Origin of the sequence: Spirosoma sordidisoli, assembly GCF_004138325.1 — a bacterium.
Classification (GTDB): domain Bacteria; phylum Bacteroidota; class Bacteroidia; order Cytophagales; family Spirosomataceae; genus Spirosoma; species Spirosoma sordidisoli.
Genome location: NZ_SBLB01000013.1, coordinates 55,081 through 69,645, shown reverse-complemented (window position 1 = coordinate 69,645; position 14,565 = coordinate 55,081). Strand labels below are relative to the sequence as shown.

Below are 14,565 nucleotides of genomic sequence, written 5' to 3'. Positions count from 1 at the left end.
AGCGGTTTGTTGAGAACAGTTAGATATGAATACAAAGATAGCCATTGAATTGCCTGAACCCATTGCCCGGTTCCTGGGTAAGGCACGCCTGATCCCTACTACAGTGGGCGAGTCGCCTTGTCCCGTCTACCGCTTCAAGCGGGGTAACGACTCCTTCTTTCTAAAGATGTGCTCCCGGGTTTATTCCCCGACCACCTTTAGCGTACGACGCGAGGCCGACGTGCTGGGCTGGCTGAGTGGTCAATTGAATGTACCCGAAGTGGTAGGGGTAGCCGAAAGTAGCGAGGGCGAGTTTATGATCACCCGTAGCGTGCCCGGCCAACCACTGTACCAGCGCATCGACGCTCAACAGCCTGTGCTCCATCTGTTCCAAGAGGCCCTCGCTCAGCTGCAAGCCTTGCCGATCACCACTTGTCCCTTCGATGGAGGAGTGGCCTTTCGATTGAAGGAGCTTGAGTACCTTCTGGCTAATGGCCTGTTGGCCGAGGAGTACGATCTGCATCAATGGCCGGATGTCGAGGCCAACAATCCGCAGGAGTTTGTGGCGCACTTATTCGCCACCCAACCCACTGAAGAGCTTGTGTTTGCCCATGGCGACCTCACGGACAGCAATCTCTTTGTTGATGCCCAGGATAGACTCTACTTTATTGATTGGGGGCGGGGCGGGGTGGCCGATCGGTGGATGGACCGAGCCCTTGTCTACCACAACCTACTAGAGGAGGTTTCCCCAACCCAAGCGGATGCTTTCTTAGCCGAGCTTGGGGAGGCAGATAACCCCCGTAAACGCGTATTCTATGAGCAACTAGATGAGCTATTTTAAGGTCCATGGCTGCTAAGGCGAGCTGTAGGGCATCTTTTCCAATCACTGGGTCAAGCCCGATGGATAAGTAACTAGCCAGCCCTTACCTTACTATTCATTCCGTTGGCACTGGCTTACTGTAACTCCCTCCCCGATTATAAAGTAACTCAAGACGCCTATTTCTTCTCCTGTGGGAGCGTTTTAGGACATACTATATAAACCAGTACGACCGCGCCAGAAGCCTCCGTGGCCCGGCCCCCTCGAGAATTCGCGTCTATCCAAATAAACGGCTGACAAAGAGCTAATTTGTTCGCATCGTCTTCGTGCGTAGGCGTTATCTTTGACTAGGTGCACGAAAATTCGTTTATCTACTTAATAGGCTTATTATCTTGAATTACTAATCAGTCCACAAAACAGCGTTCGATGAAATCAATTCTCCCCAATATCTTTATTACCGACATCCAGCAGACGATTGCTTTTTATCAATAGGTAGGCTTTACCCTAACGATGACCGTAGCCCCCCAGGGCGATGAGTGGTTGTGGGCCATGATGAACTGTGGCCGTGTCAACTTTATGTTCCAAATGTTTGCCAGTCTGGGCGATGAGCTACCGACCGTATCCCGACAACCAGGTGGTTCCTTGATGCTCCATATCCAGACGAGTCCACTAAGCGACTAGTTCAACCAGTAAGGATAAAGCAAACGTTGTCAAAGAGTTAGAGAAGACCCTCTACGGAGCCACTGAATTTTTAATTCAAGATAATACTGGGTATCTGTTAACCTTTGCCGAAGATGAGCCCTAAAAACAACCTACGTCTACCGCTTACCCAAGCAGAACGGACCAACTTGCGAAAGCACAAGGTAAACATCAGTGACTTTCTCCGCCACGCCCTCGACGAATTAGCGGTCTACCTGGGGGCCACACCCGATCGGACCCGGGACCTGTACGCCTTAGCCCAATTCCAAACGATTCCATCCATTGGGCCAAAGTTCGCCAGTGATCTGATTTTCCTGGGCTACTATTCACTGGCTGAATTGGTTGACAAAGACGGTGCTATGTTGATGGATCAGTATGAACAGAAAAAAGGCTGTTGGATTGATCCCTGCGTGGAAGATCAGTTCCGATTAGCCGTTCATTATGCCCAAACGAGTGATGCTACGAAGACGTGGTGGGATTTCACTCCTGAACGCAAGGCATACCGTTCGGCCAATGGGTATCCCCGTGATCGGCCAACCTTAGCCTGGCACGAAACGCCCGCGTATCAACGAACCCCTGATGAGCTACTTACCAGGTAGTTTGCGCCTGACGGTCCTACAAAGAATGTTAGGTTGTTCCATTCGGAAAAACAGGCGAGTACAGGGCAACCTAGGGTCGAGCGGCTGAGTCATACCCGAATTAGGTAAGCGAACGGTCAGCAACTGATCAACTACGGGTTTTTAACCCCGTCAGCGCTCAGCCGAGCAGGCCGGAGAAAAGCCTGTGGGTGCAAGTATGATGTGAGAAAAAGCGGTTCTATGAACGCCCATTTCTTGTAGCAAATAAATACCCTTCCTTCGTCTCATTAAGGAGCGTTTTTTTGAGACTATTAGACATAACCCAAAAAAGAGGTGGTTGGCCTCTATTGACAAATTTCCGACCCCAGCCGGGGACGGTCGCTTCGGCAGCCCGGCCCAACTGGGGACAGTCACCACGGCTGATACGCAGGAGGGGGGCCACTGGTATCCGAAAAATTAACAGGGTATCTGAAGAGGAACAAGCTGTGCTGAAATAATCTGTTTTAAAAAAAGCTGCATCCATTTGATCTAGACGCAGCTTCGACTCGCTGAAAAATGTGCGGGTGTAATCACCTCAAAGCCTTTAGTCTATGACCCGTACTTACCAAAGCTCCAGGGAACGCTCACGGTCTGGCCTCGTAACGACTACGTACCCGTTGAGGTAGGTTGTTAGCCAAACCCCAATCATATACCTGAACCAGCAGGGGCATAAGCGACTGCCCTAACTCAGTCAGATGATACTCGGTGCGGGGCGGCATTTCGGCGAAGATCGTTTTCCCGATGAAGCCATCCTGCTCCAGTTCTTTGAGTTGCTGAGCCAGCATTTTCTGAGAAAGACCCGGCAGCTGGTTCAGCAACAAGCTAAAGCGGTTTACCTGCTGAGCCATGTTCCAGATCAGGGCGATCTTCCACCGGCCGCCCAGCAGATGAAATGTACTCAGAATAGGGCAGTCTGCGGTTAACTGCTTCGCATTCCGCGTATTTGTTGATGTCGCTTTTCGCATCTCACTTTTTTGTTACAGGCTCACTAATTCGTCACTACTTGTGTACCAATTACCAAGAGTTGACTTTTGCATCACTTGTCAACAACGAACCTATGGTACTCAGCAACAAGAACATCGTCATTATTGGCGGAAGTTCAGGCATTGGTTTGGCAACGGCTCAACTGGCCTACCAGCAGGGAGCTACGGTCACCATCACTGGCACCTCTACCGCCACGGTCCAGCAGGCCGCCCAACGCATCGGCCCGATAGCCGCTTACCCGCTCGACATAACCGATGAGCAGGCGGTTCATCAGTTCTTCGACCCATTCACCGATTTGGACCATGTATTTATTGCGGCAGGTGGGACCAAACTGGGTAGTATTTTCGAGGGCACCGTGGCCGACCACGCCATGCCCATCCAATTGCGATTGCTCGGCATCATCCACGTTGTGCGGGCAGCCGCTCACAAACTACGCCCCGGCGGCTCCTTTACGTTCACGGGAGGCCTGTCGACTGACCGCCCGGTGTCGGGTGCCTGGGTATCGGGCATAGCCACCGCGATAGCCGAGCAGATGGCCCGCGTGCTGGCGCTGGATTTAGCGCCTATCCGTTTCAACGCCGTCTCCCCCGGCTATACCGATACGCCCATGTGGGATAGGGTGCTCGGCGACCAGCGTGAACAGGTACTGGCCAGGGTGGCTCAGACGCTCCCCGTCAAGCGCATTGCGAAGCCCGGCGAAGTGGCCCGGGCCGTGCTGTTTCTGATGCAGAACGAGTCGGTCACGGGCGAGGTCATTCACGTTGATGGCGGGGCCCGGTTAGTGTAACTAGTAATCCATTTTCACGTTAAACCAAGCTTTTATTTCATGGCAACGGCAACGATTGAGCAGGCCCTCTTAGGGCTTGTCGACCTGGTACATCAAGGCAAACCGATGGAGGCCTTCGATCTGTATTATCATCCCGATCTTGAAAAAACCGACCTCGACGGGGTAACCGTGACTGGTCTGGCCGAGAATTACCGCATCGGCGCGGAACTGCTGAGCAAGATTACCACGGTCCGCACGTTCGCCCACCGGGGCACTCTGGTAGTTGGGGACCGGAGTTTTGTGGTTTGGGAACTGGACTTCGATCATGCCGACAACGGGCGGGTTGCCGTCACGGAGGTTGCCATTCAGGACTGGCAGGCCGGCAGAATCATCCGTGAGCGGTTCATCGCCTAACGAGCCACTACTTGCTATCGAAGCAGATCGAAATTGATTCAGGCGTTCTTCGACAAAAAGAATTGGGTTTCTTTACAGACCAACTCACCGATAAATATGTAAATGGGGTGTTCACTGAGAATCAACAGTTTTTCGTTTTTCAAGAATCAGGCATATCCAGCACTTAATGTCGGGCGACTCATGGCAAGCAGAACCCCGGTTCCGAGCGGTTAGTATACGGGATTGTAATTCTAATTAACAGCCACCACAGCCAGCCAATTAGCTCAGATAAATCACATTGGTCAACGACTGGCTTGCCGTCCATAAACGCTCGGCCACCTGTATGTCTTTAGAGTATTCATCTGAATCAACCAGACGGGGAGAGCCTCTCATTTGTTGGAAGCCGTCTGGCCCAACAAACTCTCCCCCTTTGATGGCTGTTTCAAGAGCACCATACAAAACAGGAAGGGCGCCCTGTCGGGCGGGCTGTAGAAACAGACTCCCCAACGGTCTGATGAGTGCAGGAAAGTACTGGTCCAGATTGGTTTTAGCAAGACCAGGATGAGCAGCTATCGAACGAATGTCATAGTCGGCACCCGCCAACCTACGTTGTAGTTCATAGGCGAAGATCAGGCAGGCCCGTTTGCTTTGCCCATAGGCTGTGCGCCGACTGTAGCCTTTTTTAGCCTGTAGATCGTCGAAGTCTATCTCAGCCCATTTATAGGATAAACTCGTCAACGTAACAACCCGGGAGCCGGCAACCCTCTTCAGCAAGGGTAGTAACAAACCGGTAAGCGCAAAATGGCCTAAATAGTTGGTCGCGAACTGATTCTCGAAGCCATCTTCCGTCACCTGATAAGGCGACATCATAATACCTGCATTATTGATGAGCAGGTCAAGCTTTCCGTATTGGGTTTCAACTAGGGTTGCGAACGCCCTTACGCTACGAAGGCGGCTCGTATCGATAGGCAGACAGTCGACTTTCGCTTTAGAATACTGGTGAATGATAGTCGACTTGGCCTTCTGCGCCTTTGTCAGGTCACGGCATCCTAAAATCACGGTCATGTCCTTTTTAGCAAGACCAAGTGCCGTTTCGTAGCCAATTCCGCTATTGGCCCCGGTAATTACGGCGACCTTATCCGAGAGTGACCCCACTTGGTCCAGGCTCCATTTACCTTCCATGGTATGGCTCATGTTAGAAGGCCTTGTACAGTTTAATCGTTTCTGGTTTAGAGCCTGCGTTGAACTCGACCACGCACGACTCAAATTTTGGCTTGCCAAAGGGCCGGTAATTATTCCCAAAGCCGATGGGTTCTTTGGGAATACCAATAAAGTTCTGGTCCAGTTTCCCGTTGGTGTTTACATCCTGATAAATGGAGACTGCATATCGTCCGGCAGGAACGTCAAAAGTCGCCGTTCTGGTTACCCGATCGGATGATACCGTTTGTTTACGAAGCGGGGTAGTCAACCAGTCGGATGCGCTGTTGTAGATTTCAACGACAACCTTTCCCTGATTGGTCTGAATGTTGGTGATGTTGATAAGCAGTGCGGGTTGCTGACGTATCGTTTCGGGCCTGATAAGCGTTGTAGCCAGACGATGAATAAGGAGTATAATCGATAGATGATGAAGCATGTTTCCTGATTAGTGAAGACTGGTAGTGGCTTACGGTAGCTCTCCCTGACGGGTAACTACCGTTTACCCTAGTGTCTTCAAAAGTAGACGGATCCGTTCATCGCTGTTATCAGGAATCTTGCCAATACTCGGACAAATCTTGCATAAATGTCTTTTTGTACTCAGTAGGAGTTTTCCCCGTCAGTTGCTTGAACAAGCGGCCGAAGTACGACGGGGCCGAGAAATTGAGTGCGAAGGCAATCTGGGATACGTCTTGTGCCTGGCTCTGTAGTAACACTTTACTGTGCATAATGACCATTTCGCTGATGTGTTGTTTAGGGGTCTTGTTTGTCACCTGATTGACACATCTGTTCAGATAGTTTGTCGAAACGGAAAGAGAAGTAGCATAAAACGTTACATCCCTACATGTCAGGAAGTTTTCGTAAAGCAGCTCTTTGAACAGCATCGTTATCTCCGTTTGGCGATTAGGTTTAGATTGAGGTGCATTGGTGGCGCCTGCTAACTTCAGGATAATTGTTCTGAGTAAACCAAGTTGAATCTGATCGGCGTACGGATCATCCTTGACCTGGCTGGAAAGCAACTCACAGCAACTACAAATCCACTCCATAGCGGGCTTGGTGAGGGATTGTTTGGGATGAAACGTTAACCGGTGAAGTAGAGTGTTATCTATAAAGAGCTGCGGCAGTAACGTACTGTCGATATAAATAAAATAGCCTGTTGTGTCTTTCTCGATGGATTTAATCGCATTGAGGTGCCCCTCTCGAATAAAGAGCACGTCATTGGCCTTTAGCTCGAAGGTATCTGTGTTGATTTGCTGCTGACCACCGCCCTGTTCAATTAATAGCAAAAAGTTGTAGTCTGTTCGGAAAAGCGGACTGGGCGTAAGGATGGTTAATGGGGCAATGGATAAAGGATAAACCTGAATCACACCCGTCCGAAACCCGAATTGATCCCAATTCGTGTCCATAAACCGGGCATTAAACTGTTCAACGTTTACAATGTCAACTGGTTTAGGATTCATTGAATGACCACGTATGCTATATAGGTTTACATTGATCAAAGCATTCCATTCGAAAATAGGCCCCAATTGTGAACCAGATACATGAAAGCTCATTCGTCTCAAGTAAGTGGAAACGACTATCGGTGAAGTTACCCTAAGCTTTTTGCTCAGGACCGGCACTTAAGCGGCTTTTAGTCCTACTTCAATGTCGGGCTTTCGATGCAGTAATTCCGCGATGAAGTCCATCTTGTCGGCAGGTGAAATGAGCACACTGTCGAATCGGTTATAGACTATTTGCAGGCGATCCAGCGAGAGGGCCGGGGAGCTAATGGGGTTTCTGGTTTCGCTGATCTTTTTGATAGACGGGATGGGTAGCGCCTGGTGAAAGAAAAAGCCGGCTTGAATATGGATGGTGTTTTTGTCCAGTTTGTAGCATGTGGTACTGAACAAGTGCAGGACCAGTAGGGACACCACCACAGCCTTTGTAAGGCATCAGGCAACCCAACCAGTAAACCAGACAAGGAATCACGAGCTCAAGTCCTATTGTCGATTTATACGTTTTCATGGTTTTGGTATTTCATATCTACTCACTGCCCAAGAGTTAAGATAGGCCAAAAAAGTAACTATCGCGCAGCTAAGCATGAAATATGATTAGTTATTCGTTTTGCATGGGAGCGTTTGTTGAGATACCCAAAAATTATCGTCTGCCAGTCAACGAGGAGATCGTTGCTAACCTAAGTACCAGCTTAAGGACGGTTTTTGACTGATCGCCCCATTGAGCCGAACTGGGGGAGTTCGATGCTGACCGCCCTGGCCAGGCACGATCAGGCAGGCCCCGGTATGCTGTCGGACAACAACCAGCCTTACCCATGCGTTTAAGGACAATTTGGGTAGAAACGGGGTTTAGCTAGAAAAACGGTTTGGCTTGGCAGCCCGACAACCCAGGGTGGATTGACCCGGCTGTAAATCGAGAAGGCTTGCCAACCGTGATGAGCCTCAAAGCCATGAAAAAAAACGACATCAAACGCATAACCCGCATGCTGGGTATGCTGACCCAGCTCCAAACCAAACGTCTGATTACCGCTCCCGAGCTGGCCCAACGCTTTTCGGTCAGTGTGCGAACCATCTACCGCGATCTGCGGGCCCTCGAGCAGGCGGGGGTACCCATGAGCACCCAGGAAGGCAAAGGGTATTTTTTGCTCGATGGTTACCGCCTGCCACCGGTGCAGTTTACCCAGGAGGAAGCCAACGCCCTGATAACGGCCGAACAGCTCATCCTGCATAACAAAGACGGGTTACTGATCCACCATTTCACGGAGGCTATCCAGAAAGTTAAAGCCGTACTGCAACCCCACATTCGCGACAAGGCCAACCTGCTAACTGATCGGGTAAAAGTGTATGAGAATCGGCAACGGCAACAAACAAGCGCCTGTCTCATGACCCTGCAAGCGGCCCTCATCAATTACAACCTGGTCCGGATAGCGTACCATTCCCTTTCCCAGCAGCAGACGATGCGGGAGGTGGAGCCCTTTGCGTTATTGCTGAGTAGCGAAGCGGACTGGTTACTGGTGGCCTGGTGCCGCCTGCGCCAGGCCTACCGCATGTTCCGCGTCGATCACATTGAGCAGCTTACCGCCCTGCCCCAGACCTTCACACCGCATACCCTAACCCTTCAGGAGTATTTTAAGACCCTGAAAAATTAATCTTCATACCCCTGACATACGGTTGACACTGGGCTAGGCTACGTTTGCCCTCGTACACAAAACAGACAACCTTATGCATATCCTACTGGGCGGTACAGGCCATGTTGGCTCGGCCGTGGCCCGAACCCTGCTCGAGCACAACCAACCCCTTACCATCATCTCCCGCGATCCAAAGAAGGCCGTTCACTGGAAAGATCAGGGAGTAACCGTTGCGATCGCCGACGTTCACGACACCGAAGCACTCCGGGCTATTTTTCAAACCGGTACCCGCCTGTTCTTACTCAACCCACCGGCCGCCCCCTCGACGGATACGGTGGCCCAGGAACGCCAGTCGCTGTCGTCGATCCTGACGGCGCTGGATAAGTCCGGGATCAAAAAGGTAGTGGCCCTATCGACGTACGGGGCCCAACCGGGCGAAGGCGTTGGTGATATGGGCGTATTATACGAGATGGAACAGCAGCTGGCCAGCAAAAAACTGTCGACCACCATTATCCGGGCGGCTTATTACATGAGTAACTGGGACATGTCACTACCGACGGCGCAACAGGAAGGCCTGGTCCGTACGCTTTACCCGGTTGATCTCCCGCTACCCATGGTGAGTCCCGATGATATTGGGCAGTTTGCGGCCCGGCTGATGATGGAGCCCCAGGATACAACCGGTCTGTATTACCTGGAAGGGCCCACCCGCTATTCATCGGCTGACGTAGCCGCTGCTTTTGCCCAGGTCCTCAACCGATCGGTGGTGGCCCAGGCGATCGGCCGGGCGCAATGGGTCCCGGCACTGACAGGACTGGGCTTTTCCGGGCCAGCGGCAGCGGCCATGGCCGCCATGACCGACATTACGCTGAACCAGGACTATGAACGCCCTGAGGCACCCGTTCGGGGTCACACCACGCTGCAAGCGTATATCCAGCAACTCGTTGGCCAGCCGTCCTGAATTAGTAGCTACCAAATCGTAGCTTTACCAGTACCCAATGAACCTGACTTGGAGTCTGGGGCCACCGTAAAAAGCCGCTGGCCGCATCAGTCCGTGCTCACTAAAAAAATCAATCGTATGAACGTGTTTGTCACAGGAGCCACGGGATTCGTGGGGGCGGCAGTCGTCCAGGAATTGCTTCATCAAGGTCATCAAGTCATTGGGCTGATTCGCGACCCGGCTAAGGCCGCTTCACTTATCCAGCAAGGCATGGTGAGCCAGATCGGGGAGATGACGGCTCCTCAAACCTATCTGCCCATCGTGCCAACCGTCGATGCGGTGATTCAAACGGCTCAGTTGGGGGTGACAGGACGGTTTACCAACCCCAAGAAGGCTAAAATTAATCGGGCTGATGAAACCATGACGCTCGCTTTAGCGAAAGCCTGTATCGAGCATGACAAAGTCTTAATTTATACCAGCGGCTGTTTCAACTACGGGGATCACGGCACCGACTGGATTGATGAGGGCACACCGGCCAGGCCTTCGCCGTTGGGGGAAGGTCATGCGCAGGTGGTGGCCCAGCTGATGTGGTTGTATCAACAGGAAAAGCTAAAGCTTCTGGTACTGAGTCCTGGGTTTGTGTACGGGCCGGGTGGCTTGTTCAAGACCGCATTTTATGACACCCTCCAGAAAGGGCAGCTGCGGGTTTTTGGTCAGGGGCAAAACTACTGGAGCCCGATTCAGGTGGACGACCTCGCTCGGGCTTATGGGTTAGCGTTGCGTCATGGCCGCTATGGGGAAGTCTACAACATTGTTGATGATTACCCCTTACCCTTGCGCGAGTTGGTGGATGCGATTACCTCGGCGCAGGGGGTCAAGACCGTGGGTAGTATACCGGCCTGGTTGATTGGCCTGCTGATTGGTGGTCCGTTGGTCAAGTCCTTGACCAGCTCCTTTCGGGTCAGCAACGCCAAGGCTAAGCGGGAGTTAAGGTGGCAACCGCAGTATGGCCGGTTTGAAGCGGGCATTGATGCCGTGTTGCGTCAACTGCACCAGCCAACCGTATGAGCTAGCTAGCCTTAACGGGCCGGGTATGCCCTTGATACCCTATGATTGGGGATTCCGGTGATAGTGACCAACTAATTTCGCAGTAAACTGATCAGGAGTTCATGTTAGAATGACCAGAATATACGGCTGTATATCAGCCCATAGTTACCAGTGTTCTTTTTCCCCTTGATCAGTTATTCGCGAAATACAGTGCTCTCGATGACTGAAATTACCACCTACTGGGCTACCGTTCATTTAAACGTCCGAATGATTCTCAGACTGGATAGTTGGACAGAATGCTCATCAAGAGGAAAAACGGTTTCTAACCCGTTCGCCCCCGTTACATGAACGGTTGGGAAACGGGTTAGAAACCGTTTTGTCCGTTACAGAACCGTTTATCCCCCTTACATAGGGGGTGATGGCCACCATTGTACTAGTTACGAGTGGTCTTGGGGATTACAGGAAGCGGATCCTACGCTATGATACAACTAAACACGCCCGTCAAGAGTAAATAGTGCCTTTCTCAAAGGGGTTACTGTACCGATTAAATCAGTCGGCCGACCAGGTGCTCCTATTGAACATAGACGCGGCTTTTTATAGGCGTTCACCGTAGGGTGAAAAGCATCTGTCAAAAGTGCTGGTAATGGGGGCGAACAAGTATGCACTGACGACAAGTGCCGGGAGCCGACCACTGTTGATGGAGTTTAGCTATTGGCATCCGCTTTTCGTCCGAATACGGTAGTAGAACCTGACCATCGTCATCGGTACCAGTTATAGGTGAGAAATGGCCTGATCCATGATCTGTGTCGTAAAAAATGATGGGAACGCAGGAGGTACCGGTAAAGGCCAGAATTGTCTCCAGTTCAGGTGATGCACTTACCCAGATACCCAATTCGGCAGCGCGTAAGTAGCACTCAACTTCGGTGGGCTGTGGTGCCGGGTCGGGTTCGGTGTAGAATTCTACCCACAAACCATGTTCGCGTAAGGCTACAGACAGCGCAATAGTACATGCGCCGTGTTGGTCATTATGCCTACACATTTTAAGGATTCGTGCAGCAGATGTTCGCTTGTGAAAATGGCGTAGTACCCCCCATGCCGCGAGCGGTCCGCAGGGTCCATCCACGGCATGAAGCGCGCTTGGCGCTTTCGAGAGTACGGGTAGCTTGACAGATAACATCCAGTTGTTAAGTGCAATTATGAAAAGTGATTTTTACAAAGTCAATTCAAAACCGCATTCTCAAAGCTAATCCAGCAGTTTGTTGATGTGGAGTAAAGAAGGGAGTTAGTGATATACTACTTTTAGATTGCTGATATTTCAATTGTTTAAGCTCTGTCTTATCTTCTCGCAATTGTTTACCTGCACTAGAAAATATGAATATGAACAAACTAGTTGGGTAGCCGAGCCCCCACATCAAAGCTGGATATGACTTTTCATTTCTACCAGCATACTCTTTTGCGGTTAAGTAAGGGTAGTCACGACGTATATTAGGATCTGTGTTGTACTTATCTATGAGTGCTTGTCTATTAGTTATATCTCTGTAAAGGCCGTAAGACGCGATGCTAAATGTTATTAAGCCGAAGGTGGTGGCTTAACTGAGTTTATGGTCAAAGAAAAACTGGTTGATGAATAGGCCAATAATCGCGTCGTGGACTTCAATTGACTTAGAAAAACAAATCGTTCGCCGGGCCAGCCGCTTGATGCGCGTTCGCAAGGTGAGATGTTTGCGTTCCAAACTTTGTAATAAAGCTTTACATTCCAACCGAATCGATTGATCCAGGCAGTCAAAGTAGGCCCGCTCCGGCGGCCCGGCACCAGGCATCGGTAATCCAGCGGTTCACGCTGATGCGGGCCTCTTCGAGCAGAGTCATCAAAGCCCGAAAAGTTTGGTGAGTCCGTCGCCCAAACACAAAAGCAACCACCTCGCCTGTTTTAGCTTCTTCCACCCACCATAGCCAACGTTGACGTTGTTTACTGCTCACGAACGACCAGGACTCATCAACTTTCAAACTCATTATCAAGTCTTTATCTATATACTTAGGATTAACTGGCAGAACTTGGTTACTTTTTTTTAAAGTGGCTGCTGACCGTATTTCGATTTATACCCAGCACACGGGCGGTGTCGCGTACCCCGCTTCCGTTGAGTCCAAGTTGAGTAATTTGGGCTTTGACCAACGGGTCCCGCGCCTTGTGCGTGTAAATTTTGACGAATGTTCGTCCACAGTCAAAGCAACGATACCTTTGGGTACCGGCCCGGGTGGTACCATAGCGTTTGACCTGTTGGGCTTGACCACAATGTTTGCAAGCAACTGCTTCTAAAACCATGCACAAAAATACAGTTTAAACGCAGTTAAGCCACTACCGTTTAACGAATCATTCTTTGATCTTCATACCAGGTACCAAGGGAGCGACTTCTACCAGTTCTAGCGACTTTACCATATCCTTTGTTCTGGTTTTATATTTCAAGAAATGCGGTGTTTGTATGTGCGCTTTATAAGCGTTAGTATCCGCATAAATTTCTAAAATTGTGATATGCGTCGGGTTATCTTTTTCAGCAACGGCATACAGCGTCAATACCCCCGGTTCCAGTCGCATTGACGCTTCAATTTCTTCTCTAGCAGTCGCCTTATAAGCTTCCAACTGCGTTGGGTCAACGACGATCTTAGCAATTCGTACCATCTGTGTTTTAGTTTGTGCTAAAGATTGTTCCGCACTTAACAAAGACAGTAAGCAGATTGTAAGCTGCAGTAATAGCTGTAAGCCCTTACAACCAGGAGTGACACTTTTCATTAACTAGGCTTGCTTTTAGCTAAAGTAATTATCCTTATATAACCAAGAATAACAGAGTTAAACAGCATATTATTGCTTTATTTTAATCAGATATCTACTCTGAATCTGTTGTATAAGTGAAATTGGGCTAATCATGAGTTATTTCCTTACTGAAGAACATCACTTCAACGTGGAGTTTTTTTTGTGGATTGCAACCAGAACTTAATAAGAAGCTTTGTGCATTTTCATCGGTTAAGTTTAGTCAATCATACTAGCTAACGCCTTCTTTTCGTCTATTGCCCGTTGAAAATAGCTTTTGCAGATCTGATAACCTACAAAATAACCCAGATCTCGGGCTGTCTGGCCATCGATCATCCGCTCAGCTGTATAAATACTTCGTCGTCTCAGGCGAGGGCTCATCCATGAACGTTTCCCCGTCTCAATGGGGAGCGTTTTTAGAGATGATTTTTTGCTAGTACATGTTCACTCCGGTTAGTGGCATATGCATTATAGTGTCAATGCCCCCCCAGACAGCCTCTAACTGTGGAGGGTTCATTTGACAAATGACCAGATTGAAAGAATAAATAAACAGTATACGTTGACCCTACGGCCTCAAACTTCATATACCTGTTCATCGATTCTTCCACAAGCAGGCTAGCCGCGTCCCAGCCGGAGCGACCGCACGGAGCCTTATCTCCTCTCTGCCTACTTGTTCTTCTCTAAGCAACAGTATGGTGATAAATTGACAAGTGTCAGTTATCTTAGTGACGTTTTTATATCATCTCTTACTATGGCCACTAAAACCGTAACGACCGGTCCGCGAACCGATTTTTTACCGAAAGCCCTGCGGGGTGAAAGCCGGCCTTCCCTCATCAGCCGTATCCGCCAGGGCGAAGCCCGCAGTCGGGTTGATGAAGTGGCTAGCCGTATTGGCTTGACCGATAAAGAGATGGCCCGCATCCTTAATCTATCCGAACGCTCACTGCATCGGCAAGCCGGAGATAAGACCTTGGATTCTAACAAAACCGAGCGCCTACTACTCCTGGAGCAGTTGATCGAACATGGACTGGCCACCTTCGATGATCGCCAGGCGGTGTTTGTGCGCTGGCTACGCACCCCGCGCCCTGCCCTGGGGAACGTGGCACCGGTAACCTTGTTAGACACCATAGCGGGCTTTAGCTTTGTTGACGATGAGTTAAGCCGCATTGAAGAAGGCATGATCAGTTAGTAGCCATTGTTAGTTT

General features: G+C 50.2%; 17 protein-coding genes. 8 read left to right on the top strand and 9 right to left on the bottom strand.

The features are described 5' to 3' along the window. Positions 1 to 25 precede the first annotated feature (25 nt). The gene (locus EQG79_RS28900; protein ID WP_129606449.1) at positions 26 to 820 is read left to right on the top strand and encodes an APH(3') family aminoglycoside O-phosphotransferase; all 795 of its coding nucleotides are present in this window, start codon (positions 26 to 28) and stop codon (positions 818 to 820) included. 824 nt (positions 821 to 1,644) lie between these two features. After that, entirely contained in the window at positions 1,645 to 2,094 is a 450-nt protein-coding gene (locus EQG79_RS28890) for a helix-hairpin-helix domain-containing protein (protein WP_206445620.1), read from the top strand. Positions 2,095 to 2,696: 602 nt separating this feature from the next. On the opposite strand, the gene EQG79_RS28885 is transcribed toward EQG79_RS28890, so the two are convergent. Further along, positions 2,697 to 3,077, bottom strand: coding sequence for a winged helix-turn-helix transcriptional regulator (locus EQG79_RS28885; protein ID WP_129606444.1), 381 nt, complete (start codon positions 3,075 to 3,077; stop codon positions 2,697 to 2,699). A gap of 92 nt (positions 3,078 to 3,169) precedes the next feature. Here EQG79_RS28885 and EQG79_RS28880 point away from each other — a divergent pair, with 92 nt between their 5' ends. Continuing rightward, positions 3,170 to 3,883, top strand: a complete 714-nt coding sequence (locus EQG79_RS28880; protein ID WP_165358977.1) for an SDR family oxidoreductase — start codon at positions 3,170 to 3,172, stop codon at positions 3,881 to 3,883. A gap of 39 nt (positions 3,884 to 3,922) precedes the next feature. Next, positions 3,923 to 4,276, top strand: coding sequence for a nuclear transport factor 2 family protein (locus EQG79_RS28875; protein ID WP_129606438.1), 354 nt, complete (start codon positions 3,923 to 3,925; stop codon positions 4,274 to 4,276). A gap of 258 nt (positions 4,277 to 4,534) precedes the next feature. On the opposite strand, the gene EQG79_RS28870 is transcribed toward EQG79_RS28875, so the two are convergent. The 4 genes from EQG79_RS28870 to EQG79_RS28855 all read right to left on the bottom strand — a co-directional run bounded on the left by EQG79_RS28870 (position 4,535) and on the right by EQG79_RS28855 (position 7,338). Next, positions 4,535 to 5,449, bottom strand: a complete 915-nt coding sequence (locus EQG79_RS28870) for an oxidoreductase (protein WP_240699498.1) — start codon at positions 5,447 to 5,449, stop codon at positions 4,535 to 4,537. A gap of 1 nt (position 5,450) precedes the next feature. After that, on the bottom strand, positions 5,451 to 5,888 hold the full coding sequence (locus tag EQG79_RS28865) for a DUF2141 domain-containing protein (protein ID WP_129606431.1): 438 nt from the start codon (positions 5,886 to 5,888) through the stop codon (positions 5,451 to 5,453). A gap of 109 nt (positions 5,889 to 5,997) precedes the next feature. Further along, positions 5,998 to 6,909, bottom strand: a complete 912-nt coding sequence (locus tag EQG79_RS28860) for an AraC family transcriptional regulator (protein ID WP_129606429.1) — start codon at positions 6,907 to 6,909, stop codon at positions 5,998 to 6,000. 159 nt (positions 6,910 to 7,068) lie between these two features. Further along, a complete protein-coding gene (locus EQG79_RS28855; RefSeq protein WP_165358976.1) occupies positions 7,069 to 7,338 on the bottom strand; it encodes a PH domain-containing protein in 270 nt (89 codons plus the stop codon). Between the two features lie 554 nt (positions 7,339 to 7,892). Here EQG79_RS28855 and EQG79_RS28850 point away from each other — a divergent pair. From EQG79_RS28850 to EQG79_RS28840, 3 genes are all read left to right on the top strand, one after another. Further along, positions 7,893 to 8,591, top strand: coding sequence for a helix-turn-helix transcriptional regulator (locus EQG79_RS28850; protein WP_129606425.1), 699 nt, complete (start codon positions 7,893 to 7,895; stop codon positions 8,589 to 8,591). A gap of 73 nt (positions 8,592 to 8,664) precedes the next feature. Then, the gene (locus tag EQG79_RS28845) at positions 8,665 to 9,528 is read left to right on the top strand and encodes an NmrA family NAD(P)-binding protein (protein ID WP_129606423.1); all 864 of its coding nucleotides are present in this window, start codon (positions 8,665 to 8,667) and stop codon (positions 9,526 to 9,528) included. Positions 9,529 to 9,645: 117 nt separating this feature from the next. Beyond that, complete coding sequence (locus tag EQG79_RS28840) at positions 9,646 to 10,575, top strand: NAD-dependent epimerase/dehydratase family protein (protein WP_129606421.1); 930 nt, start codon at positions 9,646 to 9,648, stop codon at positions 10,573 to 10,575. Positions 10,576 to 12,143: 1,568 nt separating this feature from the next. Here the strand turns inward: EQG79_RS28840 and EQG79_RS31670 are convergent. Genes EQG79_RS31670 through EQG79_RS28820 form a run of 4 tightly spaced genes read right to left on the bottom strand, consistent with a single transcriptional unit; the run spans position 12,144 to position 13,342 of the window. Continuing rightward, on the bottom strand, positions 12,144 to 12,374 hold the full coding sequence (locus EQG79_RS31670) for an IS1 family transposase (protein ID WP_129606419.1): 231 nt from the start codon (positions 12,372 to 12,374) through the stop codon (positions 12,144 to 12,146). Continuing rightward, a complete protein-coding gene (locus EQG79_RS31505; protein WP_129606417.1) occupies positions 12,337 to 12,567 on the bottom strand; it encodes an IS1 family transposase in 231 nt (76 codons plus the stop codon). Before EQG79_RS31505 ends, EQG79_RS31670 begins: the two co-directional genes overlap by 38 nt. Before the next feature lie 46 nt (positions 12,568 to 12,613). Further along, a complete protein-coding gene (locus EQG79_RS31665; RefSeq protein WP_129606415.1) occupies positions 12,614 to 12,877 on the bottom strand; it encodes an IS1 family transposase in 264 nt (87 codons plus the stop codon). Between the two features lie 48 nt (positions 12,878 to 12,925). Continuing rightward, on the bottom strand, positions 12,926 to 13,342 hold the full coding sequence (locus EQG79_RS28820; protein ID WP_129606413.1) for a putative quinol monooxygenase: 417 nt from the start codon (positions 13,340 to 13,342) through the stop codon (positions 12,926 to 12,928). Positions 13,343 to 14,111: 769 nt separating this feature from the next. Between EQG79_RS28820 and parS the strand changes: the two genes are divergently transcribed. Further along, positions 14,112 to 14,549: a type II RES/Xre toxin-antitoxin system antitoxin gene (gene parS / locus EQG79_RS28815; RefSeq protein ID WP_129606411.1), complete on the top strand. Its 438-nt coding sequence runs from the start codon at positions 14,112 to 14,114 to the stop codon at positions 14,547 to 14,549. Positions 14,550 to 14,565: the final 16 nt, after the last annotated feature.

Excerpts from the sequence above, each read along its gene's own strand:
- EQG79_RS28850 (WP_129606425.1), top strand. The coding sequence starts at position 7,893 with ATGAAAAAAAACGACATCAAACGCATAACCCGCATGCTGGGTATGCTG.
- EQG79_RS28820 (WP_129606413.1), bottom strand. The coding sequence starts at position 13,342 with ATGAAAAGTGTCACTCCTGGTTGTAAGGGCTTACAGCTATTACTGCAG.
- EQG79_RS28860 (WP_129606429.1), bottom strand. The coding sequence starts at position 6,909 with ATGAATCCTAAACCAGTTGACATTGTAAACGTTGAACAGTTTAATGCC.
- EQG79_RS28865 (WP_129606431.1), bottom strand. The coding sequence starts at position 5,888 with ATGCTTCATCATCTATCGATTATACTCCTTATTCATCGTCTGGCTACA.
- EQG79_RS28870 (WP_240699498.1), bottom strand. The coding sequence starts at position 5,449 with ATGAGCCATACCATGGAAGGTAAATGGAGCCTGGACCAAGTGGGGTCA.
- EQG79_RS31665 (WP_129606415.1), bottom strand. The coding sequence starts at position 12,877 with ATGGTTTTAGAAGCAGTTGCTTGCAAACATTGTGGTCAAGCCCAACAG.
- EQG79_RS28875 (WP_129606438.1), top strand. The coding sequence starts at position 3,923 with ATGGCAACGGCAACGATTGAGCAGGCCCTCTTAGGGCTTGTCGACCTG.
- EQG79_RS28885 (WP_129606444.1), bottom strand. The coding sequence starts at position 3,077 with ATGCGAAAAGCGACATCAACAAATACGCGGAATGCGAAGCAGTTAACC.
- EQG79_RS28880 (WP_165358977.1), top strand. The coding sequence starts at position 3,170 with ATGGTACTCAGCAACAAGAACATCGTCATTATTGGCGGAAGTTCAGGC.
- EQG79_RS28900 (WP_129606449.1), top strand. The coding sequence starts at position 26 with ATGAATACAAAGATAGCCATTGAATTGCCTGAACCCATTGCCCGGTTC.
- EQG79_RS28845 (WP_129606423.1), top strand. The coding sequence starts at position 8,665 with ATGCATATCCTACTGGGCGGTACAGGCCATGTTGGCTCGGCCGTGGCC.
- EQG79_RS28840 (WP_129606421.1), top strand. The coding sequence starts at position 9,646 with ATGAACGTGTTTGTCACAGGAGCCACGGGATTCGTGGGGGCGGCAGTC.
- parS (WP_129606411.1), top strand. The coding sequence starts at position 14,112 with ATGGCCACTAAAACCGTAACGACCGGTCCGCGAACCGATTTTTTACCG.
- EQG79_RS31670 (WP_129606419.1), bottom strand. The coding sequence starts at position 12,374 with ATGCCTGGTGCCGGGCCGCCGGAGCGGGCCTACTTTGACTGCCTGGAT.
- EQG79_RS31505 (WP_129606417.1), bottom strand. The coding sequence starts at position 12,567 with ATGAGTTTGAAAGTTGATGAGTCCTGGTCGTTCGTGAGCAGTAAACAA.